The 24535-nt window shown below is 69.5% G+C and carries 18 protein-coding genes and 1 pseudogene; 7 read left to right on the top strand and 12 right to left on the bottom strand.

Features of this window, described 5'->3' with window-relative positions; translation table 11 throughout:
- The first annotated feature begins 147 nt into the window (after positions 1 to 147).
- From AC1D1G_RS09180 to AC1D1G_RS09195, 4 genes are all read left to right on the top strand, one after another.
- Entirely contained in the window at positions 148 to 1596 is a 1449-nt protein-coding gene (locus tag AC1D1G_RS09180) for a hypothetical protein (protein ID WP_477951789.1), read from the top strand.
- Positions 1597 to 1701: 105 nt separating this feature from the next.
- Positions 1702 to 2013 (top strand): DUF6802 family protein, encoded by a 312-nt coding sequence (locus tag AC1D1G_RS09185; protein WP_280780629.1) that lies wholly within the window; start codon positions 1702 to 1704, stop codon positions 2011 to 2013.
- A 274-nt stretch (positions 2014 to 2287) separates the two neighbouring features.
- The gene (locus AC1D1G_RS09190) at positions 2288 to 4117 is read left to right on the top strand and encodes a phosphoenolpyruvate carboxykinase (GTP) (protein WP_009478209.1); all 1830 of its coding nucleotides are present in this window, start codon (positions 2288 to 2290) and stop codon (positions 4115 to 4117) included.
- A 151-nt stretch (positions 4118 to 4268) separates the two neighbouring features.
- The gene (locus tag AC1D1G_RS09195; protein ID WP_283351619.1) at positions 4269 to 4769 is read left to right on the top strand and encodes a hypothetical protein; all 501 of its coding nucleotides are present in this window, start codon (positions 4269 to 4271) and stop codon (positions 4767 to 4769) included.
- A 29-nt stretch (positions 4770 to 4798) separates the two neighbouring features.
- Here AC1D1G_RS09195 and AC1D1G_RS09200 read toward each other — a convergent pair whose 3' ends face one another.
- The 6 genes from AC1D1G_RS09200 to AC1D1G_RS09225 form a co-directional block, all read right to left on the bottom strand.
- Positions 4799 to 5758, bottom strand: coding sequence for a cation diffusion facilitator family transporter (locus tag AC1D1G_RS09200; protein ID WP_280780631.1), 960 nt, complete (start codon positions 5756 to 5758; stop codon positions 4799 to 4801).
- Between the two features lie 73 nt (positions 5759 to 5831).
- On the bottom strand, positions 5832 to 7280 hold the full coding sequence (locus tag AC1D1G_RS09205; protein WP_283351620.1) for an aldehyde dehydrogenase: 1449 nt from the start codon (positions 7278 to 7280) through the stop codon (positions 5832 to 5834).
- 28 nt (positions 7281 to 7308) lie between these two features.
- Positions 7309 to 8454, bottom strand: a complete 1146-nt coding sequence (locus tag AC1D1G_RS09210; protein ID WP_283351621.1) for an Rv3169 family protein — start codon at positions 8452 to 8454, stop codon at positions 7309 to 7311.
- Positions 8451 to 9620: a phosphotransferase family protein gene (locus AC1D1G_RS09215; RefSeq protein ID WP_283351622.1), complete on the bottom strand. Its 1170-nt coding sequence runs from the start codon at positions 9618 to 9620 to the stop codon at positions 8451 to 8453. The genes AC1D1G_RS09210 and AC1D1G_RS09215 overlap by 4 nt, the downstream gene beginning before the upstream one ends.
- An 80-nt stretch (positions 9621 to 9700) precedes the next feature.
- Complete coding sequence (locus tag AC1D1G_RS09220) at positions 9701 to 10588, bottom strand: ROK family protein (protein ID WP_477951790.1); 888 nt, start codon at positions 10586 to 10588, stop codon at positions 9701 to 9703.
- A 2-nt stretch (positions 10589 to 10590) separates the two neighbouring features.
- Complete coding sequence (locus AC1D1G_RS09225) at positions 10591 to 11346, bottom strand: class I SAM-dependent methyltransferase (protein ID WP_477951831.1); 756 nt, start codon at positions 11344 to 11346, stop codon at positions 10591 to 10593.
- Positions 11347 to 11520: 174 nt separating this feature from the next.
- Here AC1D1G_RS09225 and AC1D1G_RS09230 point away from each other — a divergent pair, with 174 nt between their 5' ends.
- On the top strand, positions 11521 to 12741 hold the full coding sequence (locus AC1D1G_RS09230; protein ID WP_280780861.1) for a glycosyltransferase family 4 protein: 1221 nt from the start codon (positions 11521 to 11523) through the stop codon (positions 12739 to 12741).
- On the opposite strand, the gene AC1D1G_RS09235 is transcribed toward AC1D1G_RS09230, so the two are convergent.
- Positions 12682 to 14403 (bottom strand): MmpA family trehalose lipid delivery protein, encoded by a 1722-nt coding sequence (locus tag AC1D1G_RS09235; RefSeq protein ID WP_477951791.1) that lies wholly within the window; start codon positions 14401 to 14403, stop codon positions 12682 to 12684. The genes AC1D1G_RS09230 and AC1D1G_RS09235 overlap by 60 nt on opposite strands.
- A gap of 63 nt (positions 14404 to 14466) precedes the next feature.
- Here AC1D1G_RS09235 and AC1D1G_RS09240 point away from each other — a divergent pair, with 63 nt between their 5' ends.
- Complete coding sequence (locus AC1D1G_RS09240) at positions 14467 to 15666, top strand: polysaccharide biosynthesis protein (protein WP_477951792.1); 1200 nt, start codon at positions 14467 to 14469, stop codon at positions 15664 to 15666.
- 136 nt (positions 15667 to 15802) lie between these two features.
- Here AC1D1G_RS09240 and pgfA read toward each other — a convergent pair whose 3' ends face one another.
- Positions 15803 to 16957, bottom strand: coding sequence for a cell envelope lipid trafficking protein PgfA (gene pgfA / locus AC1D1G_RS09245; protein ID WP_283330882.1), 1155 nt, complete (start codon positions 16955 to 16957; stop codon positions 15803 to 15805).
- Positions 16958 to 17177: 220 nt separating this feature from the next.
- Here pgfA and AC1D1G_RS09250 point away from each other — a divergent pair.
- Positions 17178 to 18224 (top strand): annotated as a pseudogene (locus AC1D1G_RS09250) (acyltransferase family protein); the annotation flags it as partial.
- Positions 18225 to 18247: 23 nt separating this feature from the next.
- Here AC1D1G_RS09250 and AC1D1G_RS09255 read toward each other — a convergent pair.
- The 4 genes from AC1D1G_RS09255 to AC1D1G_RS09270 all read right to left on the bottom strand — a co-directional run bounded on the left by AC1D1G_RS09255 (position 18248) and on the right by AC1D1G_RS09270 (position 24503).
- Positions 18248 to 22567, bottom strand: a complete 4320-nt coding sequence (locus AC1D1G_RS09255; protein ID WP_477951793.1) for a DUF3367 domain-containing protein — start codon at positions 22565 to 22567, stop codon at positions 18248 to 18250.
- A 46-nt stretch (positions 22568 to 22613) separates the two neighbouring features.
- Positions 22614 to 22787 (bottom strand): DUF2613 domain-containing protein, encoded by a 174-nt coding sequence (locus tag AC1D1G_RS09260; RefSeq protein WP_005258546.1) that lies wholly within the window; start codon positions 22785 to 22787, stop codon positions 22614 to 22616.
- A 127-nt stretch (positions 22788 to 22914) separates the two neighbouring features.
- Positions 22915 to 24006, bottom strand: a complete 1092-nt coding sequence (locus AC1D1G_RS09265) for an isochorismate synthase (protein WP_283330884.1) — start codon at positions 24004 to 24006, stop codon at positions 22915 to 22917.
- 29 nt (positions 24007 to 24035) lie between these two features.
- On the bottom strand, positions 24036 to 24503 hold the full coding sequence (locus AC1D1G_RS09270) for a universal stress protein (protein WP_005243718.1): 468 nt from the start codon (positions 24501 to 24503) through the stop codon (positions 24036 to 24038).
- Between the last annotated feature and the right edge of the window lie 32 nt (positions 24504 to 24535).

A 24535-nucleotide genomic window follows, 5' to 3' on the forward strand; every position in this document is an offset into this window, starting at 1 on the left:
GCGCAGCGCCGCGGACGCCGCCCGGTGCGCGGACTGGTGGAGGGCGCAACTCGCCCGGCAACCGACGGCCCGCCGCCGCCGGGCGGTCGTCGACGTCCGGCGTCACTACGTTCGCATCTGGCAGCAGCTGAGCGGCAGCCCCGGAACGTGACGACGCAACAGCTGTCGGATCTGCCCGCCGAAACCGTCGACGTGGTGACGCGATGGAACCCGGACGGCGTCGCCCGCCTGAAGTCCGGTGAAGCCCCGCAGCCCGGTGTCTTCGTGGCGGGGCCGCGGCGCGCCGGGAAGTCCACGCTCGTCGTTGGGCTCCGCGCACTGGACGCAACCGCGCTCGCGTTCGTGGAGGACCCGATCGACGCCCGCGTGATCCTGATGGTGCTCGATGCCGCGGCACCACTCGGACGGGAGGAGCTCTCCGTTCTCGACGTCGTCGCGCGACCGGCCCGTCCCGTGGTCTTCGCGCTCACCAAGACCGATGTCCACCGGAACTGGGCAGGTGTGAGCGAACGCAATCGGGCCCTGCTCGCCCGGCACTCGGCGCGATTCGCCGACGTGGAGATCCACCCGGTGGCGGCGGGCGACTCCGGGGCCGAGGCGCTGCTCGCGGCACTCCTGCGCGCCGCCCGCGCCCAGGCCCCCGACCGGCGCTCCGCCACCGAGACCGTGCTCGAGCAGACCCGGCGCATGATCGTGGCCACCGCCCAGTCCGTGCGGGAGACCGAACCCGGCGCCGAACTGCGCGCCGAGCGGGTTCGCGCGCTGACGCTGCGGGACGGCAGGCGCACCGAACGGGTCGCGCAGCTCCGCGGTCAGGTCCAGCTCGCGAAGGTCGAGTTGATGCACGAGGTGGCCGCCCAGTGTCGCGCGGCCGGCACGACCGCACGCGCCGAGATCGACCGCGCCGGCCGCGGGACGCTCGAGGGTTACCCCGACCGGCTCGCCGAGATGGTGCGCGAGAGAAGTGGTGCGGTCGATGCCGCGGTCACCGCGCGCCTCGACGACCTACGGTCGCGGGTCGGCGTCACCGTGGCCGCGCCCGAAAGCGACGTTCCGCTGCCGGAGCCGGTTGCGCCGGACGGTCTCGAACCGCGACACCGCGGACTCGAAGACCGGATGACGATCCTGATCGGTGCGTCCGCCGGGCTCGGTCTGGGCAGGCTGGTGGTCTCGCCGCTGTCGATGGTGCCGGCGCTCGACATCGCGACCATCCCGCTCACCCTCGCGCTGGGAGCCGTGGCGGCGTGGTGGCTGACGCGGGCGCGCGGGCACGTCGCCGAACGTGCCCACGTGCGGCAGTGGGCCGCCGAGGCGCTGGTGCACGTGCGGTCCCAGTGGGAGCAGTTCGTCCTCGGCCGGCTGCTGGCGGCCGAGGCTCAGGTGAGTGAGGCGATCATCGCCGAGAGCCGGGTGTGCGCCCGGGACGTGGACGAGCGGGTCGCGCGGATCGACGGCGAACTCCGCCGCCTGGCCGCGAGACGCAACGGGCAGTTGTCGTCCTGCGAACGCGACCTCGGGGCCGTCGATCGGGGTCTGCGGGAGGTCCGCCGGCAGCCGGGGGAACCGAATCGCCGCAGCGAACGTCTGAATACATAGATGCCTGACCGAGGTTCGCCCGCTTTTGTGTGGAATCGTGTTGAATTATCTTGATATGTCTTGATTTGTGCGGGAAACTGGTCCGAAATGCGAAGGGAGACCGCGGTGGCGACGACTGAGAGTTTTCTGGTCCCGGACGTGCCGGACCTCGATACGGACACTTTCGGTCCCGATTCCGGGGCGGTCGCGCTCACCGGTCCGACCCACGACATCGACGGAGACGGCGTCCTCGACACCCAGACCTTCGACGCGGGCGACGCCGTCGTCATCGCCTCCGACCTCGACTCGGACGGCGACGCAGACCATCTGACGATGATCCACGAGGACGGCGCGTACGCGTCTTGGGAGTTTCGCCGCGACGGCGACGGCGTCGTGCACTGGCAGCAGACCGATGGTGGGACTCTCGGTAACGGCTGAACACCTCCGAAATCCGCACTGCAGACGCGGGAAAGGCCCCTGGTAGCTCTACTGAATCGTTTCTGTGACCATTCCAACCGCACCCGATTCCCCGAGACGGGACTCGCGGCGTTAACCTCTAGGGATAGGACACCCGGCGCCCGCGTCTTCCATGTGGCATGGACGGCCTGGCTGGACCCCGCCGAGAGGGGAAATCGGACCGTCTGGCACTCGCTGCGAGGTTCTCTCAGCGGACGGCAGATGGTCCGGTTCCGGCTCACCCCAGGAGAGTTTGATGACCTCAGCGACCATTCCCGGTCTGAACGGAACTGACGGCACGCCCCCCACGGAGCACAGTGAGCTGCTCGCCTGGGTTCGAGAGGTTGCCGAACTCACTCAGCCCGACCGCGTCGTCTTCGCCGACGGCTCGGACGCCGAATGGGATCGACTGACCGAGCAGCTCGTCGAGGCCGGCACGTTCACGCGACTCAACGACGAGAAGAAGCCGAATTCGTTCGTCGGCAACTCCGACCCGTCGGACGTCGCACGCGTCGAGTCCCGCACCTACATCTGCTCGCGAGAGGAGATCGACGCCGGGCCCACCAACAACTGGATGGACCCGACCGAGATGCGGTCGCTCATGACCGACCTCTACCGCGGCAGCATGCGCGGACGCACCATGTACGTGGTGCCGTTCTGCATGGGTCCCCTCGGTGCCGACGACCCGAAGCTGGGTGTCGAGATCACCGACTCCGAGTACGTCGTCGTGTCGATGCGCATCATGACGCGCATGGGTACCGCCGCGATGGAGAAGCTCGGCACCGACAAGCCGTTCGTGAAGGCACTGCACTCGGTCGGCGCACCTCTCGAAGAGGGCCAGGCCGACGTCCCGTGGCCGTGCAACGACACCAAGTACATCACCCACTTCCCCGAGGATCGCGAGATCTGGAGCTACGGGTCCGGCTACGGCGGAAACGCGCTGCTCGGTAAGAAGTGCTACTCGCTGCGCATCGCGTCGGCGATGGCCCACGACGAGGGCTGGCTGGCCGAGCACATGCTGATCCTCAAGCTGATCTCCCCGGAGGACAAGCCGTACTACATCGCGGCCGCGTTCCCGAGCGCCTGCGGCAAGACCAACCTCGCGATGATCCAGCCGACCATCCCCGGATGGCGCGCCGAGACCCTCGGCGACGACATCGCGTGGATGCGCTTCGGTGAGGACGGCCGCCTGTACGCCGTCAACCCGGAGTACGGCTTCTTCGGCGTCGCGCCGGGCACCAACTACGGGTCGAATCCGAACGCGATGAAGACGCTCGAGGCCGGCAACTCGCTGTACACGAACGTCGCGCAGACCGACGACGGCGACGTCTGGTGGGAGGGTCTCGAAGGCGACCCGCAGCACCTCACCGACTGGAAGGGCAACGAGTGGACGCCCGAGTCGGGGGAGAAGGCCGCGCACCCCAACTCGCGCTACTGCACCCCGATGTCGCAGTGCCCGATCCTCGCGCCCGAGTGGGACGACCCGCAGGGTGTTCCGATCTCCGCGATCCTGTTCGGTGGACGCCGTAAGACCACGGTTCCGCTGGTCAGCGAGTCCTTCGACTGGCAGCACGGCACGTTCCTCGGTGCGACGCTGTCGTCCGAGCAGACCGCTGCCGCCGAGGGTGCCGTGGGCACCGTCCGCCGCGACCCGATGGCCATGATCCCGTTCATCGGCTACAACGCCGGCGACTACCTGAACCACTGGATCAACCTCGGCAAGCACGCGGATTCCGAGAAGCTGCCGAAGATCTTCTACGTCAACTGGTTCCGTCGCGGCGACGACGGCCGCTTCCTGTGGCCCGGTTTCGGCGAGAACTCCCGCGTGCTGAAGTGGATCGTCGACCGCATCGAGCACAAGGCCGGCGCCGAGTCCACCCCGATCGGATTCGTTCCGACCGCAGCCGATCTGGAGCTCGGCGGCCTGGACGTCGACGCCGACGACGTCGACGAGGCGCTGAAGGTTGACGTCGACGAGTGGAAGCAGGAGCTGCCGCTCATCGAGGAATGGTTCGAGTTCCTCGGCGAGAAGGTTCCCTCCGGCATCCGTGACGAGTTCGAGGCCCTGAAGCAGCGCCTGAGCTAGTCCCTCCCCGGTGACCGAATGTCACAGTGGTTCAGTCCGACTGAACCACTGTGACATTCGTCGTTTCAGGGGAGGATTCTGCAGTAAACGCATACCATTCGGTTTGTAAAGCCTCGATTCTCGAAGCTCGCACCCGACGAAAGGATTGCAGATGCAGACAGGGACCAGCAGGGGCATGAAACGACTCGCCGGAGGTGCCGCACTCGCTGCCGCTGCCGCCGCCACCGTAGCCGTCGCAATGCCGGCGACCGCTTCCGCAGCGCCGGAAGTCCAGCCTCCCACCGTGGTGACCGCGGTCGACGGAAACACCCTCGACATCACCGTCACCAACCCCAACGTCTTGAATCTGCTGGACGCCCAGTCCTGCGGTGCCGTGGCATTCGACGCCACCAAGCTGCCCGCCGTCCTCGCCGATCCCGCTGTTGTCCTCGAACCGGGATTCGTCGCGTGGGCCACCAACCCGATCGAGCGCGTCGTCGCGAACGCCGCAGGCAACGCGGTCAAGACGTTCACCACGCCGGAACTTCCCGACGGCGCGTACGCGGTCCTCGGCGAATGCCTGTCGCTGACCACTGTCGCCAACCCCCAGACCACGATGCCGCAGATCGTCCTCGTCGGCGGTCCTCTGGGCGGGATCCAGTTCGGCAGCTAGACCGCAGAAACGGCGACGAGCCGGCGATCTCACACGGTGATCGTCGGCTCGTCCTCTGTCGACAGGGTGAGTATCGCGCGGACCACGTGCGAGCTCCGTTCGAGCCGGGCCTCGAGGTCGCGGAGGGTATGGGCGACACGGGACTCCGCGTAGTCACCGACCAGGTCGACGCTCGCCACCAGGTACGCCTGTCGTGGTCCCAGGTACTCCATGCGCAGAAACGTCACCCGGTCGACCTCGGGCAGCGCCTCGAGCGCCTCGATGCCGGCCTGGCGCAGGGCGGGGGATGCCTCCTCGCCGATCAGGAATCGCCGGTTGCGGTCGATCAGAATCAGCGCGATGACGCCGAGCAGGATCCCGACCAGGATGGAGCCAATTGCGTCGGGGATCGCCGATCCCGTGATCTGGTGCAGCAGAACGCCCAGGAACGCGATGACCAAACCGATGAGCGCCGCGGCGTCCTCCGCGAACACGGCCCGGGTGGTCGGATCGGACGTGCGGAGTGCGTGGGCCAGGACGTCGCGGTCGATGGCGATGGCCTCGGCGCGCAACTGTCGGTACGCCTGCTGGAAGGAGATGGACTCGAGCACGAACGAGACACCGAGCACGACGTATGCGACGGCGAAGTTCGTAGCCGGCTCGGCGTGCACGAGCTCCTGGATGCCGTGCGTGACGGACACCCCCGCGCCCAGCGCGAACAGCCCGAGCGCCGCGAACATCGACCACACGTAGGCCTCGCGCCCGTACCCGAGCGGATGGATGCGGTCCGGCGTGCGCTTGGCCCGCGAATTGGCGATCAGGAGCAGGATCTCGTTGCCCGAGTCGGCCCACGAGTGGGCGGCCTCCGCCACCATCGACGCCGAGCCGGTAACCACGGCGGCGACGGTCTTGGCCAGTGCGATCAGAATGTTCGCGCCGAACGCGAGAACGACGGTGAGTGCACTCTCACCGTCGGCGTCGCGGGTGGTGTCCGGGGTCGATGCGGTCACCCGATCACGCTAACGCCTGTGCGCCTTTCTGGTAGCTGCAGCAACCAGAAAGGCGCACGGGCGGCGAAGCCGCCTACCCCGTGTAGCCGGGCGGCATGAGGACGGACTTGGTCTCGCAGAACGCTTCGAGCCCCTCCGGTCCGTTCTCGCGACCGATGCCGGAGGCCTTGTAGCCGCCGAACGGTGAGCCGGGGTCGAACGCGTACCAGTTGATGGCGTAGGTGCCGGTGCGGATCTGCTTCGCGACGGCGAGACCGTGATCGATATCGGTGGTGTACACCGAGCCGGCGAGTCCGTAGTCGGAGTCGTTGGCGATCTTGATCGCCTCGTCCTCGGAGTCGTAGGGGATCACGGACAGGACGGGTCCGAAGATCTCCTCGCGGGCGATCGTCATCGAGTTGTCGACGTCCGCGAAGATGGTCGGCTCCACGTACCAGCCCTTGTCGAGGCCTTCCGGACGGCCGCCGCCGAGCACCACGCGGGCGCCCTGTTCCTTGCCCTTGGCGATGTAGCCCTCGACGCGGTCGCGTTGCTTCTCGGAGATCAGCGGACCGAGTTGCGCGGCCGGGTCGGACGGATCGCCGACGGTCATGAATCCGGCACCCGCCACGAGGGCGTCCAACACCTCGTCGTAGCGGGAACGCGGGGCGAGGATCCTGGTCTGCGCGACGCATGCCTGCCCGGTGTTCATGAGTCCGGACATCACCAGCATCGGCATCGTGGACGCGAGGTCGGCGTCCTCGAGGATGATGGCCGCCGACTTGCCGCCCAGTTCGAGGGAGCAGCGCTTGAGGTTCTGTGCGGCGATCGCCCCGATCTTGCGGCCCACGGGACTGCTGCCGGTGAACGTGATCTTGTCGATGCCGGGATGCGACACCAGGTATTCGCCGGTCTCGGCGCCGCCGGGCAGGACGGAGATGACACCCTCGGGAACCCCCGCCTCCGCGAAGATCTCGGCGAGAAGGTGCGTGGAGAGCGGGGATTCGGGTGCCGGCTTCAGCAGGACGGTGCAGCCCGCGAGCAGCGCCGGGGACAGCTTGTTGACGGCGAGGAACAGTGGCACGTTCCAGGCGAGGACCGCGGCCACCACACCGACGGGCTCCCGCAGCACCTTCGTCTGCCCGAACGCGCCGGTGCGGGTCTGCTCCCACTCGAACTCGTTCGCGAGACCGGCGTAGAAGTTGAGGGTCGCGAGCGACGGCGTCTGCTGCATCATCCCGACCATCGCGGGCGGCTGACCCATCTCGGACGAGATCAGCGCGTTGAGGGCGTCGCCGCGCTCCTCGATGAGTTTCGCCGCCTTCGCGAGGATCTCGCCGCGCTCGGCGGGAGTGGTCTGCGGCCACGGACCTTCGTCGAATGCCCGCCGGGCCGTGGCGACGGCGTCGTCGATGTCGGCCGGCGACGCGACGGGACAGCTGCCGACGCGTTCCTCGGTTGCCGGGGAGAACACTTCGAGCACCTGATCGGTGGCCGGGGCCACCCACTTGCCGCCGATGTAGAGCTTGTCGTAGTCGGTCATGAGTCCATTCCTCGTGTCGTTCCCCCGGTCAGGAGGCGGTGTCGGTGAAACTGTCGAATCCGTACCGTGCGTGTGGGCCGATCGCCGCGACCTCGAACAGCCCTGTCCCGACGACGGTCTCGCCGCCGTCCTCGAGCCGGAAGCGGGTGAGATTGTCGACGGGGCAGAACATCCGGAGTCCCGGTTCGATCTCGGACGCGCGTTTGCGCAGTCCCTGCACCACGAGTTCGCCCTGCCACATGCCGTGACGCCAATCGGCTTCGAGGCCGTACCCCGTGCCGATACCGATGTAGTTGGGAACCAGCAGGTCGCAGGTGACGGTGACGACCTCGCCGGTCGGGCGGTGGAAACTCAGCGACGCCGACGTGACGTCGCGTGTCCCCGGTTCGAACTTCAGCTCGTGTTCGGGTCGGCCCAGCCATTCGGGTTCGCGGTCGGCGTCCGGCCAGACGCGGACGGCTTCCTCGACGATGCGCCTGCCGAGTTCGTCCTCCTGCAGGACGACGGAGACGGAGTAGTCGTCGAACTGCATCACCGAGTAGATCCAGAAGAAGTTCTGGATCCCGTCGACCGCGCGCCGTCCGGGCGGCTCGGACTCGCCGACGGGGCGCACCCCCCACGACCGGTCGCGGTTGCCGCGCCAGGTGTCGGGGGTGACGGGGCGCCTCTGCCCGTCGATCGTGAGTTCGCCTGCCCAGGTGCCGGTCTGGACGAATCGGCTCGTATCGAACGTGACGCGCTCGAGTTGCCTGCGGAAGTGGCGGGGCTCCAGCGTCGCGGGGATCGCGCCGTCGAAGGTGAGATCGAAGGAGAGGTCGTAGTCGCCGGGCTCGAGCACCACCCGCAAGCGTTGCAGACCCTCGAGGACCTCGACGCGGAACGGACCGACGGTGCTGACGGCGCGGTCGTGACCCAGCGCCGCCGACCCGCGGACGACGATGTGGTCGTCGCCGCGGCGGAGCACCGCGAACGCGTCCGTCACCCCGAGATTGGGGTACTGACCGAGACCGATGATGAGGAAGAGGTCGGACTCGGCCGAGGGATAGCAGTTGAAGTAGTAGCGGTCGTAGAAGTTGCGGTCGGACGTGGCGACGCGCCGGATGGGTTCGGCCACCTGATGGATGGGGTAGTCGTCCATCGGGGAGAGCGGATTTCCCGCGTAGTCGGCGGTCATCGGATCTTCTCCCAGTACGTGCCGTCGAGCATCGCCTCCAGCGACGCGCGGTGCATGATCATGTCGTCCGGGTCCTCCGGAGCGACGGCCTGTCCGAAGTGGATGGCGCGCTCCTGGATCCGCAGCATGATGGTGGCCTGCCGCAGTGCCGCGTAGGCGGTGTAGTACTCGAGATCGCGGGGCGTGTGGCCCGTCAGCTCCTCGTACAGGGCGGCGAGGTCGTCGAGGCGCAGGAAGTCGGGCATCCCGTCGAGTCCGGCGGCCGCGGCGATGTCCTCGAAGAACCGGTGCAGGTACGTCATCCAGCCCAGGTCGAGTTCGCGGGGCCCGAGTGCGACCATCTCCCAGTCGAGTACGGCCACGGGCCGGAAGTCCTCGAACATCATGTTGCCGATACGGGCGTCGCCCCAGCAGAACACGGCGGGGGAGGGGTCGTCCGGGAGGTTCTCCTCCATCCACGCGAAGCCGCGTTCGATCAGCGGGGACCGGGGACCGGACAGCGTCGTCCATTCGTAGTAGTCGCGTTGCTGCCGGATGTGCGCGGCGAGCGCCTCGGTGACGGTGGGACCGGAGCCGGGCAGTCGCAGGAACGCGAACCGCTCCCACGGTCGGTCGATGTCGTGCAGCTGCGCAAGCACATTCACCGCACTGTGCTGCAGCAGCGCGCGCTGCTCCTCGGTCGCCTCCGTCACCCACGACCCGAAGTTGTAGGGCATCACGTCCGGCGGGACCTGCCCGGAGACGCGGGCCATGACGAAGAACGGGGCGCCCAGCGGACCGGGATCGGATTCGGACCAGTAGACGACCGGGACCGGGACGGCGGAGTGTTCCCGGACCTGTGCCATCACCTGGAACTGTCCGTCGAGGTCGTACTCCGGGAAGACGGGCATCGTCGTGTCGGCAGGCGCGACCCGCGCGACCAGTGGGTGAACCTCTCCGGACCAGGTGGCGTCGAACAGGATGGTCTCGCTCGACATGCCGTTGGCGTCGGGGAGGTGGACGTGCGTGACCTCTGGTGCGGCGTCGGCGGGCAATTGGGCGGCGAGCCAGCGTTGCAGCGCGTCTCGCAGCACCTCCGGATCGCGGCGGGAGTCAGTGGGCCGGGCGACTTCGGACGAGTGATCGGAGTCGTCGGCGGATCGGGCAGTGCTCGCGCTCACGGTCACCTCCTCTCCTGAACGTGGTGTGACCCTGAACACTAGAACACGTTACAGAATTTCGGAACAGGTGAGGAGATCCCGCTGCGTCAGCCCTCGTCGACGGCCAGGACTCCCGCCCCGACGAGGGTTCCGGAGGCGCCGAGTTCCGCCGGGACCACCCGCAGATCCGCGACGAACGACAACCGGGCGTGGCGGGCGGCGGCCCTGCGCATCGGGTCCCACAACGCGGGTCCGGCCTGCGCGAATCCGCCACCGATCACCGCGAGATCGACGTCGAGGAGGGCTGCCGCGGACGCGATGGCCTGCCCCAGTGCGGTCCCCGCGCGGTCGAGGGCGGCCACGGCGACGTCGTTCCCGTCCGCGGCGGCCCTCGCCAATTCGACGCCCGTCGTGCCGCGCCATCCCCGGGAGCGGGCCCAGCGCACGGACGAGGGTCCGCTCGCCACCGTCTCCAGACACCCCACCCCGCCGCACGTGCACGGCTCGGTTCCGCCGGGGACCACCAGGTGACCGATGTGACCCGCGTTTCCGGTCCGGCCGGTGGCGATGYGGCCGCCGAGGACCACTCCGCCGCCGATACCGGTGGACACGACCAGGCTCAGCAGGTCGGGGGCACCGCGCCCGGCACCGTGGTGATGCTCGCCGAGAGCGGCGGCGGCACCGTCCATCGCCAGCCTCGCGGGGACGCCGGGAAAAAGTTCCTGCACCAAGCCGACCAGGCCGAATCCGCCCGACCACTCGTCGATGTTGATGGGTGACGCGGTGCCGGCGACCGTGTCGACCGGTCCCGCGCACGCGATGCCGACCGACGTGATCGTCGCCGCTCCCGCAACCTCGCGCAGCAGCGCGGCGCACGCGTCCGCGACGCCGGTCTCCGGCGTGGGGATGGTCGCCGGATGCGGCACCGTGCCGTCCGCGTCGACGATCCCGGCGGCCATCTTGGTGCCACCGATGTCGAGAGCCAGCGCGACCACGGTCAGTGCTTCCGCATCACGAGAACGAGATTGCTCACCAGGAACTCCCGCAGTCCGGGGACGCGCACCATCCACCACGCCCAGCGCGGGTGGTAGCGGGGGAAGGCCGCCAGGAAGTCCGCGTCCGGGGCGCGCCGGGCCCACCGAAGCCCGTCGGCCGCACCCACTTTGAACAGCGAGACACCGTAGCGGTTCTTGGGTTCTCGGCCGTTCTTGCGCAGGTAGCGGCGGGCGGCGTACTCACCGCCCAGTGCATGCCACGGCCCGGTCTCGTGGCCGCCGAACGGGCCCCACCACAACGTGTAGGACAGCACGATCAGGCCGCCTGGTTTCGTCACCCGGACCATCTCGTCCGCCATTGCCCACGGTTCGCTGACGTRCTCGGCGACGTTGGAGGAGAAGCAGATGTCCACCGACGACGTCCGGAACGGCAGCGCCAACCCCGACCCGCGGACCGCGCCGCCCACGGCAAGGCCCGCCGCATGCATCTCGGACGGATCCGGCTCCACCGGGACGTACCGGGCGCCGGCCCGCTGGAACACGTCCGCGAAGTAACCGGGGCCGCCGCCGACGTCCAGGACCGTCGTCCCGGTGAGATCCGAGTCGGTGAGACCGCCGTACAGGTCACCGATCAGTTCGACGGAGTCGCGGGCGAGGGCGCCGTAGAACAGGTCGGGTGCGGTCTGTTCGTGCCGGAAGTCGCTGAGCAGGCCGAACGACCGCTTCAGCGTTGCCCGTCGACCGAATCGCCGGGTCACGGGAGGCGTCGTCACGAGACTGAACCTTAGCGAGTGCAGCCGCCGGGGCCGCAATCCGTTCGCGGTGGCTGCAACATCCGGTGGAACGCGACCGATAGGGTGTTCGGGGACTACAGCGCGGAACGTCCCGCCCCGAGACCACATGTACCGCACCGACCACAGGAGTATATGAACGTGCGAGAGGTTCTGCTGCTCTGCTGGCGCGACACCGGTCACCCGCAGGGCGGCGGCAGCGAGCGGTACCTCGAGGAGGTCGGCGCCCAGCTCGCGGCGCGGGGAATCAAGGTCACCCTCCGCACCGCCGGTTACCGCGGCGCCGCCAAGAAGGAGACCGTCGACGGCATCGAGATCAGCCGGGCGGGCGGACGGTACAGCGTCTACCCCCGCGCCCTCGCCGCGATCGCCGCGGGCCGGCTCGGCTTCGGACCGCTGCGAGGTATCCGGCCCGACGCCGTCATCGACACCCAGAACGGCATCCCGTTCTTCTCCCGCGTCGTCGCCGGTGCACCCGTGACGCTGCTCGTGCATCACTGTCATCGCGAGCAGTGGCCCGTGGCGGGCCGGTTGATGGGCAAGATCGGCTGGTGGGTGGAATCACGGTTGTCGCCGCGCACCCACCGGGACGACCAGTACCTCACCGTGTCGCTGCCGTCCGCCGACGAACTCGTCGAACTCGGTGTCGAGCGCGAACGGATCGCGGTGGTACGCAACGGCGCCGACGACATTCCTGTCGGCGTGGACATCGGCGGCGCCGACACCCGGACCGTGCACCCCAGTGTGTGCGTCCTGTCCCGGCTGGTGCCGCACAAGCAGATCGAGGACGCCCTCGAGACCGTCGCGGCGTTGCGTCCCACGATCGCCGATGTGCACCTCGACGTCATCGGTGGCGGCTGGTGGGAACAGAATCTCCGCGACCGCGCGCACGAACTGGGCATCGGCGACGCCGTCACGTTCCACGGGCACGTCGACGAAACCCGTAAGCACCAGTTGCTGTCGCAGTCCTGGGTGCACGTCATGCCGTCCCGCAAGGAGGGCTGGGGTCTGGCCGTCATCGAGGCCGCACAGCACGGGGTCCCGACCGTCGGTTACCGCAGCTCCAAGGGGCTGACGGATTCGATCGTCGACGGCGTGACCGGTGTGCTGGTCGGCAGTGCGGAAGCGGCGACGGCCGACGTCGGCGAACTGACCGCGGCCGTCAACACCCTCCTGCTCGACCCCGAGACGCGCATGGTCCTCGGCGAGAAGGCACGGGTCCGCGCGGGTGAGTTCTCCTGGAAGCACACCGGTAACGGCGTCCACGAGGTGCTGGCGGGCACGGCCGCGGGCCTGCGGACGTCAGGGCTGGTGTCGCCGGCGCTGGCGCGTCCGGGCCTCGAGCACGCCCGCGCCGAGTAGACCGCCGGCCAGCAGCAGGCCCCACAGCACGTGGGCCGCGACCACCGTCGCACGCGCCCGGTCGGACGCCTCGTGCCGCGCGACGTCGCCGCCGACGCGATACAGCTCCAGATGCCCGTCCGAGAACTGTCGCTCCAGACCGGCCAGGGTGGTCGCAGATTCGCCGCGCGGCCCGGGCGTGTCGCGCTCGACCAGGACCCACCGGACGCCCAGCGGCGCGAGTTCGGCGGCGGAACCGCCGGTGAGCAGCACCCGTTCCACCTGCTGCGCCCGGGACCCCTCGCCCGTCACCGTGCCACCGGCCACCACCAGCTCGCCCGTCTGCAGCACGTCATCCGGCAGCATCCTCGGGGCGGGGTCCAGAACGGGAGCGGCACCGCTGTAGGAGAACTTGCGGAACATGCCGGTGGGCAGCACGGCGACGTCCCCGCTGTCCGACTCGTGCGCCACCTCGGCGGCCACCTGCTCCCACGACGGCGGATAGTGGACCGGGCGCAGCGCGCCCCCGACGCCCCACGCGAGGTCGGGGAGGGCGAGCAGCACGACCAGGACGGCCGAGACGGACCACGTGCCGGGGCGTCGCAGCACCGCGGCCGCGGCGGCGAGCGCATACAGCGGCGCCGCGAGCGCCACCCACTTCTGCGCGTCCCGGAGCAATCCCGCGCCGGGCACGTTCTGCACCAGCCAGCGGCCGACGTCGAGTCCCCACGCGGTCGCGCCGAGTGCGGGCAGCAGCACCGCCACCAGCGCGAGCGCTGTCAGTGCGGCCACCACGGGATGCCGTCGCCGCCGCCACAGCGCCGGGAGTCCGCACAAGACGACCCCGAGCAGCAGGACCGTTCCGACGAGGGCGAACAGTGTGGTCCGGGTGTCCGGGACGGCGGTCTCGTTCCACACGCCGCCGAGTCCGGCGAGACTGCCCAGCGTCGCCAGCCCCGGCTCGGCGCGCGCCGCGAACGCCGCGACCCCTGCGGGATCGGAGCCGTCCCCGCCGCCGCCGGCCAGTGCCGTGGCCGCCAGCCACGGCGCGCTCGCGACGACGAACAGGCCCAGCGCGCCCGTCACCCGGAGCCACGCGGCCGATCGTCCGCCGAGGAGCGCGAGGACGGCCACCGCCGTCACCGCCGCGAGCAACGCCCCGGTGGGGGTCAGACCGGCCGCGGCGAGGCAGGCCGCGAGGGCGAACCACCCCCGGCGGTGACCCCGTCGAATCGCGACCGCCGCGCACACCGTCCACGGCAGCGCCGCGTACCCGGTCAGCAGGCTCCAGTGCCCCTGCAGCAGTCGCTCGGCGACGTACGGGTTCCACACCGTCACCGTCGCGGCGACGAGCTGCGGTCCGAGCCCCGCCGTCGGCAGGACGGTGCGGACCATCCGGGCGGCACCCCAGCCCGCCGCCCACAGCGCCAGCAGCAGGATCGCCTTCACCACCAGGCCGCCGTCGACGAAAACGCTCAGCGTCGCGAGCAGAGCGTCCTGCGGCACGGCCCGCGCGGCGGCGTCCGTGAGGCCGAGCGCCGAGTCGGTGAGATACGAGCGGGGAGTGCTGACCGCGTCCCGCAACAGCAGATAGCCCGGACCGAGCAGCGGCCCGAGGATCAGCAACGCCAGAAGGAGGCTGTAGACCGGCGCGACGAACGATGCTCGGCGCCGGGCGGTCATGGGCCGTCACGATACGTGGTGCATCGACCCGGCTCGCAGGGCACGTAGTGCATCATGGGGCGCATGCCACGCCAGACCCTCACCAGCTCGGCGGTCGCCGGGGTGACGATGGTGACGGCGGGCTCGATGATCGCGAACATCGCGTCCTACCTGCTGCATCTGCCGGCGAGCCGCTGGCTCGGCCCGGCCGGCTACGGGGAGTTCGCGAGCCTGCTCGCGGCCCAACTCGTCCTCGCCGTCCCCGCTCTCGCGCTGCAGACCGTCGTCGCCCGCGAGGTGGTCCGGGGCAAGGGAGCCCACGCGGTCCGCCTGCTGGGGTACCGCTGCGCGGTGATCGTCGCGGTCGCCGCGATGCTGCTCGCCCCCCTCGTGTCGTGGGCCCTCGACACCGGCATGCTCGCCACGTTCTCGGCGCTCATCACGGCGCCCGTCCTGGTCCTGCTCGCCACCGAGCAGGGACTGCTGCAGGGCGCGGCACGGTTCGGTCCGCTCAGCGTCGTCCTCGCGGCCGCGGGTATCGCGAAGGTCGTACCCGCGGTCGTGGTTCTGGCCGTCGGCGCCGGGCCGGGCCTCGCCCTCGCCGCGAGTGCGGTCGGCACGGGGCTGGTGGCCCTGTGTGCGCGCCTGTTCGCCGATTCCGCGATCACCGGGGAGTCGAGCACCCGGATCGGCGTCGCGGCCGTGCTGAAGGCGTCGCAGGTGCAATTGGCGCTGATCGCGTTGTCGTCGATGGACCTGGTGATCGCCCGGATCGTGCTCAGCAACGACGACGCCGGCCTGTACGCGCTGGGCGCCGTCGCCACCAAGGCCGCGTTCTGGCTGCCGCAGGCCGTCGGGGTGGTGCTCTATCCGCGGATGGCGAATCCCGCGCACTCCGTCCAGGCGATCCGGTCGGCGCTCGCCGTCCTCGTCGGACTCGGCGCGGTCCTCGTCGCGGCCGTCGCGGTGGCCGCCCCCCTCGTCCCGCTTCTCGTCGGCGACGCATACCAGCCCGTCCAGTCGCTGCTGTGGCTGTTCGCGCTCCACGGTGCCTGCCTGGCCGTCCTGCAGGGCGCCCTGCTGTCCGCCATCGCGGGGGAGCGGACGCACCTCGCCGTGATCGCCTGGATCGGCTTCGCCGTCGAGATGACCGGCATGCTGACCCTCGCGTCCACGATCGGGCAGTTCATCGCCGTCGCCGTGACGGTCGCGTCGAGCACCGCACTGGTCGCCAGCGTCCTCGCCGTGCGCAGCGCGCGGCGCGATGCCCCGCGCCCGATCTGACATCCGGGCGGTCCGACGAGCCGCCTGTGACATCGGGCGACACCGCACGGGCCGCCCCCGGGAACGACGAAGGGGACCTCGGTGCACTACCGAGGTCCCCTTCGCACCGGACTACGTGGCGTCCGGCTCCTTACGTCTAGCGCTCGTCGTACCTGCGCGGATCTTGCACGGGAATCTCTTCCGTCTTGTCCGTGGTCCAGTCGTGCTGCTCGGTGGGAGCCTCCGACTTGTCCAGGTCGACGTGGCGGCCACCGTCGCTCGGCGGGTAGTCGTCGCCGGCGGTGTGCGCGGGCTGCCTGCCCTTGCCGCCGCGCAGACCCAGGACGAGTCCCGCGATCAGTGCGATGACACCGAGGATGCCGGCGATGATCGGCACGGTGCGACCGAACGTGCTGATCTTGTCCATGCCGTCCTTGGCCTGCTGGACCTGGTATTCGATGGTCTGCTCGTTGAACGGCAGTTCCACCTTCAGGACGTCGATCTCCGGCTTGTCCTTGTTGCGGGCGTAGTACTGGTGCAGCTGCTCCTGGCCCTTGACGACGACACCGGTCTCGGGCTCGACCCACAGGTCGCGCACGTTGGTGTACCAGCGGGTCATCGTGACGGGGAGGGTGCCACCGGGGACGCCCCACGCCTCGGCGGGCAGCGTCAGCTTGTTGGTGGGCGAGCTGACCACCTTCGACAAGTCGACCGGTTCGATCGTCTGGTTGTAGTGGTACACCTTCAGGCCGTTGATCTCCGTCTCCTCGACGAAGTTGATGTCCTGGGTGGCGCGCGCGTTCAGGTCGAAGTAGGGGTAGCTCTGCTTCTCCGAGTTGAACGGGAACTTGTACTGCAGTCCGTCGCGCGGAACTTCCTCGGCAGGCTGGTTGGGCTGCGTCTGGATGGTGCCCACCGGGTCGTTGGTCGGCATCGACGTCTTGCGGTCGACGGTGTTGCGGTCGACGATCGCGGACAGCAGTCCGGTGTCGCCCTGCTTGTCGGTGCGACGCAGCGTCTGCCCCGCCTGGAGAGTGACGACGTCCGCGTCCGCGGGGTCTTCGGTGGTGACGTAGCGCTGTGACACCAGTGGAACGTTCGTGTTGACTTCGGCCTTGCCTGCGAGAAGAGCCTGCGAGTTGAGCACGCTGCCGGAACCTTCGGCGATCGTGGTCACTTCGAGGTCCAAGGGCGTCTTCTCCAATTTGCCCACCGTGTAGGTGGGAATGAGAATGGCGACGGCCAAGAGGAAGGCACCGAGGCCCACCAGAATGCAAGCAAGTATCCGGCTCGGCCCTGAGCGCTCCGCCATGCTTTCTCTCCTAACCCAATTCTGTCGATTGAGATTCCCCCACCGGCAGCACGGCTGCACGGATCGCATGGAGCCCACATCGACACCACGTGAGGCAAAACACTAACAGTCTCGAATGCGCATTTGCCCCATCGGATAGTAAACGCATCGGCCGTTCGCCAGCGAAGTGACTCGAACGGAGTTTTCCGTCACAGCCCCCGGACCAGGCACACTGTTGGTGATGAGCACCTCGGCCACCACCACGAGCACGACCGCACCGCCGCGCAGTTTCATTCCCGCACTCGAGGGAATGCGCGGTCTCGCGGCGCTGGGGGTGCTCGTGACGCACGTCGCGTTCCAGACCGGTGCGACGCACGTGCCCGTTCTCGGGCGCATCTGGGGACGATTCGATCTGGCGGTGGCGGTCTTCTTCGCGCTGTCCGGATTCCTGTTGTGGCGCAGCCATGCCGGGGCGGCGCGGGGGATGGGCCCCGCCCAGGGAATCGTCCGGTACTGGATCTCGCGGGCGACGCGCATCCTGCCCGCGTACTGGGTCGCCGTGGCGGTGGTGTTGACGTTCCTGCCCACCGCGAACGCGAGTTACCGCACGTGGTGGGCGAATCTCGGTCTCGTGCAGGTGTTCGTGCCCCTTACGCTCACCGACGGTTTGACCCAGATGTGGAGTCTGTCGGTGGAGGTGGCCTTCTACCTGGTGCTTCCGCTGCTGGCGTTCGCGCTGGTCCGGTTGCGGGGTCCGGCTGCGCGGCTGCGGGTTCCGGCGATTCTCGCGTTGATCGCGGTGAGTCTGACGTGGGCATTCGTGCCGGTGTCGACGCCGGGTGGCATTCATCACGACAACTGGTTACCGGGGTACCTGCCCTGGTTCGGAGCCGGGATGTTGCTCGCCGAGCTGGCGGTGAGTCCGCCCGGGCGAATGCACCGCTGGGCGCATCATCGCGTCCGGATGTTTCTCGTCGCCGCAGTGGCATTCGCGCTCACCGCGACCGATCTGGCCGGCCCGGAGGGGCTGGTGCGTCCCGAACCGTGGCAGTACGCCGTCAAGATGGCGCTCGGCGCCGTCATCAGCTTCGCGCTGATGGCCCCGCTGGTGCTGTCCGACACGTCCACCCACCGCTACCTCGCGAGTCCGCTCGCTCTCGCAGTGGGCCGCTGGTCGTACGGCATCTTCATCTGGCACCTCGCGGTGCTGTCGATCGTCTTTCCGGTGTTCGGGCTCGTTCCGTTCACCGGCCACTTCGTCTACATCCTGTTCCTCACGACCGTGATGAGCGTCGCGGTCGCGTCGGCCAGTTACGCGTTGGTGGAGGAACCTGCTCGCCGCGCCGTCAAGCGCTGGGAGGCGCGCGCCAGGAGCACGGACCGTCCGAGCGGCAGCACCGCCAGCCCGGTGGCGACGAGCGCCAGCAGCAGCGGGAACTGAACGAGGAACGAGTGCCCCACGTACCCGCCGGGTGCGCGCCACGGGCCGGTGGAGAGCATCGCCATGCCGAGCATCGTCGACGCTCCGGCGACCCCCACCAGCACGCGCGCGGTGGTGGCGGTTCCGCGTAGGCGGACGAGGGTGACGGCCAGTAGCGTCACCACGACCGTCGTCGCCGCGCCGACGGGACCACCGATCACGGTGGCGGCAGCGAGGATTCCCAGCCACCCGACCGTCGCGCTGCCCCAGGTCCGCGGTGCCGGGCCGGGATCGCGCTCGCGTGCGCGGCGCGGCCACAGTGCGGCGGCGATCAGCGGAATCAGCAGGAGTAGACCGCCGAAGATCCCCAGGCGGTACCAGTGGTCGGTGGGGAAGTCGAGGGTCACCGTCCCCTCGGTTCCCGCGGGCAGGATCCACCCCTGCTGCCAGCCGTCCACGACGATCGGTGTCAGTTCGCTGCCGTCCGGTGCGGTGGCCACCCAGCCGACGTTGGTGCTCTCGGGGACGACGACGACGCGCTCGGCGTCCGAGCGGGGCACCGTGAGTTCCCGGTGGTTCTCCGTCCATGCGGTGGTCGACACCTGCTCGGTCGGAACGGCCTTGGCCTGCGGTCCGGCGTCGAGGCGGAGACTGTCGACGAAGAACGCCGACCCCGGGTCGACGGTCACGTCCTGGGATCCGGCTCCCAGCGGGACGGGGCCGGGGGTGTCACAGAGGGTTGCGGGAACCGGGTCACCGGAGAGCACTTGCCCGACGGTTGCCGTGACGCTCGTGCGCACCGGCTGCCCGCCGATCGTCACGACCGGCCCCTCCTCGCAGGGCACCGTCACCGGGCGGGCGCCGGCGTCGTCGGCCGGACCCGAACCGGGCAGCAGGACGCCGTCCTCGCCCAGCACCCCGACCTCGGCGAGGCCCGCCGGCTGCAGCTGGGCGAAACCCAGCGCGTTCTGATCGAGGGTGCTCTTCCAGGACACGAGGCTGAGCACTATCCGGTCGGTCACCCGGGGTTCGACCGTCACGGTCCCGTCGTCCTCGTCCTCGTCGACGTCGCGCACCTGCGGTCCGTTCCCGAGGTCGACGGCGACCCGGTCGGGGGCGGCGGGCACGGCGCCCGCGCTGGGCGTCAGTTGCAGGCCGGTGACCAGCGTGGGTTGGGGAAGGTCGATCGTGAGGGTCGGTTTCGCGCCCTTGCCGCTGGTGGTGTCCTGCTTCGCCGACCAGCTGGTACGCGGATCGTTGTCGGTGGCGGCGAACGCCGACCCACGAAGGTCGGTGATGTTGCTGGTCCCATGGGCGGACGGCGAATCCCGTTGAGTGAGAATCTCTTCCAGTGGTGCGCCATGCCGTGCCCGCAGCACGAGCTGCGGCGTGACCGCGGTGGGTTCGGGCACCGACAACGTTCTCTCGAACGTGCCGACCTCCTCGGGCGGCAGGACGAAGGCGTTACTGCACCGCACGCGGTCCGGGGACTCGGCGCACGAGTTGCGGCCGGGGAGTTCCTGGCTGAGATCCCAACCCGAGACGGACGCACCCTGAGGAGTGGAAGGCAACACGGTCCGGTACCGGATCGGCACGGTTACCGGGGCGTCACGCTGGGAGAAGTCCTCGACCGACACCTCGCTGATGCCGAACTGCGTTCCCGCGGAACCGTTCTCGGTTCGGGTCGCGGTGATCCGCACCCACGGGGTGACACCGCCGGGAACGGACACGGCGATCGGTTTGCCCGGGGCATCCACCTTCACGGCCGTGCTGCCGTTGGGGGTCGACACCTCCATCCAGCGGACGGGGGCGCCGATCGCCGCCGGGCTGGTCGTGATGTGCAGCAGAGAACTCGTGAGTGGGGTGTCGAAGTCGATCTGGAGCCACTGGCCCAGCGCCCGCTCGATGCCGTTGCTGAACCAGCCCGTCGCCGGGTCACCGTCGACGGTCGCGGCGGCGCTGCTGGCCGGGGAGGTGCCGCCGAGTTGCGTGGCGTCGGACGCCGCACTCGACACGCTCAGCGTCGCGCCCTCCCACTGCCCCTCCACCAGCGGGGTGTCCGCCACCGGATAGTCGGGGACGAGATTGAACGTGCGGCGGGCGTCGTCCGGGGTGCGCAGTGCCGAACTGTGATTGTCGACCTGGCCGTAATCGGTTTCCCGGTTCCGGGGCGTGTCCGTGACGGTGACGTCGTCGACCGGTAGTCCGGCGCGCGTCGCGTCCGCGGCCAGCAATACCGGTCCGGCTCCGGGCAGGGCGCCGTTCTCCCGCAGGCGTTGCAGCGATTCGGGCCCGCCCTGCACCCGGGGGATGCCGTCGAGGTTCGCGGTGTACGGCCCGCTCGTCGTCGGCGAACCGTCCGGCATCGACACCTCGAAGATCTCGATCGCCGGGTACCGGGGACGCAGGTCGCTGTCGATCACCAGGCCTTCGACATCGCCGGGACCGATGTCCTCGCCGAATTCCGCGACCTGCGTGAATCCGGGCGAGCCGGTAACGGCCTGGTGCGCGAGCAGTGGGCGCGTCGACCGCGACGTCTCGGGGTCGAGGTCGTTGCGGAGGACGAGGTAATGGATGCCCTGGCCGAGCAGGGTCTGCGCCATGCCATCCGACGGGCGGCCGTCCGTGATCAGCCGCTGGATCGAGTCCATGGCCCGGATGGTGCCGGGCGGGGTGAGCGGGACGGCGTCGCGGGACRCCCACGGCGTGGACGCCAGCGCCTGCATCGGCTCGTCGCGGGTGAGACCCCAGAGCTGGCTGCCGAACGGTGCGCCCGGCACCACAAGCGCACGCTCCGCGTCGGAACCGTCGGGGCTCGTGCCCCCGGCGTTGTCCTCCAGCCACGAGGCGGCCTGCTGCCAGTAGTCGGGGACCTCGGAATACGTGCCCCGCGGTGCGAGCTTGCCCGTCCACGCCAGCGACGTCGCCAGGGTGAGGGCGACCAGCACCAGGCTCGTCACCGCGACCATCGGTTCGCGCTCGGGGTGCGCGAACGCGCTGCGCCACCGCGCGACCGGCACGGACCCGGGCAGCGGCACCTTCGCCAGCAGGTGCGCCAGCCCGAGCACGAGGGGCAGTCGGACGAGCGGCTCGAGTTTGTGGACGTTCCGGAGGGGTGCCCCGGTGGAATCGAGGAACAGTCGCACCTGCTCGGCGAACGGGGAGCTTAGTTCGCCGATGTACCCGGCCGCGAGTCCGGCGACACCGACGAACAGGATCAGGGTGAGGCGACCGCGGGCCGGCATCGACCGCATGCACAGTCCGGCGAGCCCGGCGGCGGCGATCAGCCCGGTCGCCGCGACCGCGGCGGGCTGGGTGACGAGGACCGCGCCTGCGATGCGCTCGGGGGAGACGAACGGCGTCCAGCTGTCGGTGCCGCGGAGGATCTCGGCGAGGGACGTCCACTGCGTGGTCACCCCGGACGACTCGATGTAGTCGAGGAACGGTGGGCTCACCTTGCCGAGCAGTAGCAGCGGCACGATCCACCACAGCGTGGCCAGCGCCAGGAACGGGAACCACCAGGCGGTGAACACCCACCACCGACGGTTCGGCCGGTGCGCGATCCACCACAGACCTGCGACGAGACACGCGGCGACGGTCGCGACGGCGTTCACCGCACCCATCAACGCGACGGCGAGCGCCGACTGGGCCGCCAGCCGTGCATGTGAGTGCCACCGTGTGTCCCGGGACGCTTTGTCACTCACATGGGAGAGTGCGACGACCACGGGCAGAAGGACCCACGGCGCCAGCATCATCGGGAGGGTTTCCGACGAGATCGAACCGAGGGTGGTGAGGACACGGGGGGAGAACGCGAACGCGACACCGGCGATGATGCGGGACGAGCGGCTGCCGACGCCGAGCGCCTCGGCGAGACGGACGATGCCCCAGAATCCGGCGACGAGCAGCAGGGCCCACCAGATCCGCTGGGTGATCCACGGCGGGACGCTCAGGACGTCGCCGAGCGCGAAGAACGCGCCGTGCGGAAAGAAGTAACCGTAGGCCTGGTTCTGCACCTGACCCAGGGGGGCCTGGCTGCTCCACTGATGCGCGGCCCGTTCCAGGAATCCGATCGGATTCTGGGACAGGTCGTACTTGGTGTCAGCGGCGAGCCGGCCGGGGGTTTGGAGAAATGCGAGAAGAAACGCTACGACAGAGGCGCCGAACAGCCACCGCCGTGACAGAGGCTCCGCCGAGGGCGCCATGGACGACATGGCCGCCGACTCGGGGGAAGTGCGGGAACTTGTTGAGCCGGCGCTCTCAGCGGCTGCCGTACTCAACCTGGTTCAGGAGCGAGGAATCCGCGTTGCCGCTGCGGTCGATCTCGGGACGCGTGTTGTCCTGTGCGGCTGCGGTGATGCCGAGCGTCGCCACGGTGCCGAGAGCGACACCGACCACGGCGCTGACCACACCGGGCACAAGGAACTTCCCCATCAGACATCTCCCACCGTCGTGCCATCGACGCACACGGCTACTCCCGCGTACGAATTGCTCGGGTCAAGGTATCACCCACGGGCCGGCGAACTGCTGATTGGTGCTCGTGGGCCACCGTTTCTGCAGTTCACAGGCTCTGCTGCACGCCGAGCGCCCGGAGCAGCGTGCGCAGTTTGGTGGTCGTCTCGTCGAGTTCGGACTCCGGGTCGGACTCGGCGACGATGCCCCCACCCGCCGTCGCCAGTGCCTCGAGTCCGTCCGCGGCGATCTCGGCGCAGCGGATGGCCACCACCCAGTCGCCGTCGCCGTCGCCGTCGCACCACCCGACGGCGCCGCCGTAGAACCGCCGATCCTCCTCGGCGTCCCGGATGGTCGCGAGGGCGAGGTCGGTGGGGGTGCCGCACACCGCGGGCGTCGGGTGCAACCGGGTGGCCAGGCTCAAAGCGCTGGTCGACGCGTCGCGCAGCACGCCTTCGATGGGGGTCGCGAGATGCCACACCTCGTGCGTGCTCGTGAGAACCGGGGAGTCCGGGACGGTCAACTCGGTGCAAAGCGGCGCCAGGACCTCCCTGATCCAGGCAGTGACGAACGCGTGCTCGGCCAGGTTCTTCGTGGACTCCAGGAGGCCGCGACCTTCCTTCTCGTCGGCCTCCGGATCGGCGCGCCGCGGGGCTGTTCCGGCGAGGGGACGGCAGGTGACGCGTCGCCCGCGCCGACTGAGCAGCACCTCGGGGCTGGCGCCGACGAGGCTGCGTCCGCGGAAGCCCTCGCCGGCCGCGGAGAGGTCGACGGCGAACCCGTTCGCGGTGGGATTCTGGTGAATCATTCTCGCGGCCAACGCTTCTGCGGAGATAGGGGTGTCCGAACGGAGGGTGACGCTGCGTGCGGCCACCACCTTGCCGAGGATGCCCTCGCGCAGGCGGTCGACGAGGGACCGCACCCGAGCCACGTGCTCGGCGGGGTCGGGGATTTGTCGCGTGAGGCGTACGGGCGGGAGGTCGGGAACGGTGCCGGGCCGCCACGGACCGTCCGTGAACTCCCACGATTCCGGGGCGGTCAGCGCGGCAGGACGCTGGGGATCGAACGGCAGCGCTCCGACGATCAACTCGGTGTCACCGTTCGCGAGGGCCGCGACAGCGGCTGCCGCGGTGTCGTACCCGTGCCGCGCACCGGACGTACGCAACGTCCGGTCGGCGCGGGAGAGGAGGAAGCCGTCCATGGTCACCCGACAGTAGTCGGGCGTCCGGACTACTTCCCGGGAGGCACGATCAGCACCGGGCGGTGACTGTGGCGCAACACGTGGTCGGCGACGCTGCTCTGCAGCAACGACCGCAGGCCGGTGGTGCCCCGGGTGCCGGTGACGATGATGTCGACCGCGAGTTCGTCGGACGTCTCGACGATGGCCGTCCAGATCGTGCTGGTGCACTCGATGCAGCGACCCTCGGTGGCGAGTCCGGCGGCCTCGGCGAGTTGGACACCCTCTTCGTTGGTGACCTTGGCGTCGGAGAACGCGACGTCCTCGGTCTCCTCGTCGGGCACCCACTCGGGTTGCATCACACCGGACAGACCTGACATGCGGGCGGCCTGACGGACCATCGGCTCCCACACCGTCACCAGCACAGCGCGATTGGAGGCGAGGAAGCGACCTGCGCACTCCACCGCACGCTTGGCGTTGTCGGATCCGTCGTAGGCGATCAACATCAAACCACCGGGCACTACGACCTCCTGAGTACGGGCTTCCTCTGTGT

The sequence above is a fragment of the Rhodococcus sp. P3_B8 genome (assembly GCF_056402775.1).

Excerpts from the sequence above, each read along its gene's own strand:
- AC1D1G_RS09190 (WP_009478209.1), top strand. The coding sequence starts at position 2,288 with ATGACCTCAGCGACCATTCCCGGTCTGAACGGAACTGACGGCACGCCC.
- AC1D1G_RS09195 (WP_283351619.1), top strand. The coding sequence starts at position 4,269 with ATGCAGACAGGGACCAGCAGGGGCATGAAACGACTCGCCGGAGGTGCC.
- AC1D1G_RS09205 (WP_283351620.1), bottom strand. The coding sequence starts at position 7,280 with ATGACCGACTACGACAAGCTCTACATCGGCGGCAAGTGGGTGGCCCCG.
- AC1D1G_RS09210 (WP_283351621.1), bottom strand. The coding sequence starts at position 8,454 with ATGACCGCCGACTACGCGGGAAATCCGCTCTCCCCGATGGACGACTAC.
- AC1D1G_RS09235 (WP_477951791.1), bottom strand. The coding sequence starts at position 14,403 with ATGACCGCCCGGCGCCGAGCATCGTTCGTCGCGCCGGTCTACAGCCTC.
- AC1D1G_RS09240 (WP_477951792.1), top strand. The coding sequence starts at position 14,467 with ATGCCACGCCAGACCCTCACCAGCTCGGCGGTCGCCGGGGTGACGATG.
- pgfA (WP_283330882.1), bottom strand. The coding sequence starts at position 16,957 with ATGGCGGAGCGCTCAGGGCCGAGCCGGATACTTGCTTGCATTCTGGTG.
- AC1D1G_RS09260 (WP_005258546.1), bottom strand. The coding sequence starts at position 22,787 with ATGGGGAAGTTCCTTGTGCCCGGTGTGGTCAGCGCCGTGGTCGGTGTC.
- AC1D1G_RS09265 (WP_283330884.1), bottom strand. The coding sequence starts at position 24,006 with ATGGACGGCTTCCTCCTCTCCCGCGCCGACCGGACGTTGCGTACGTCC.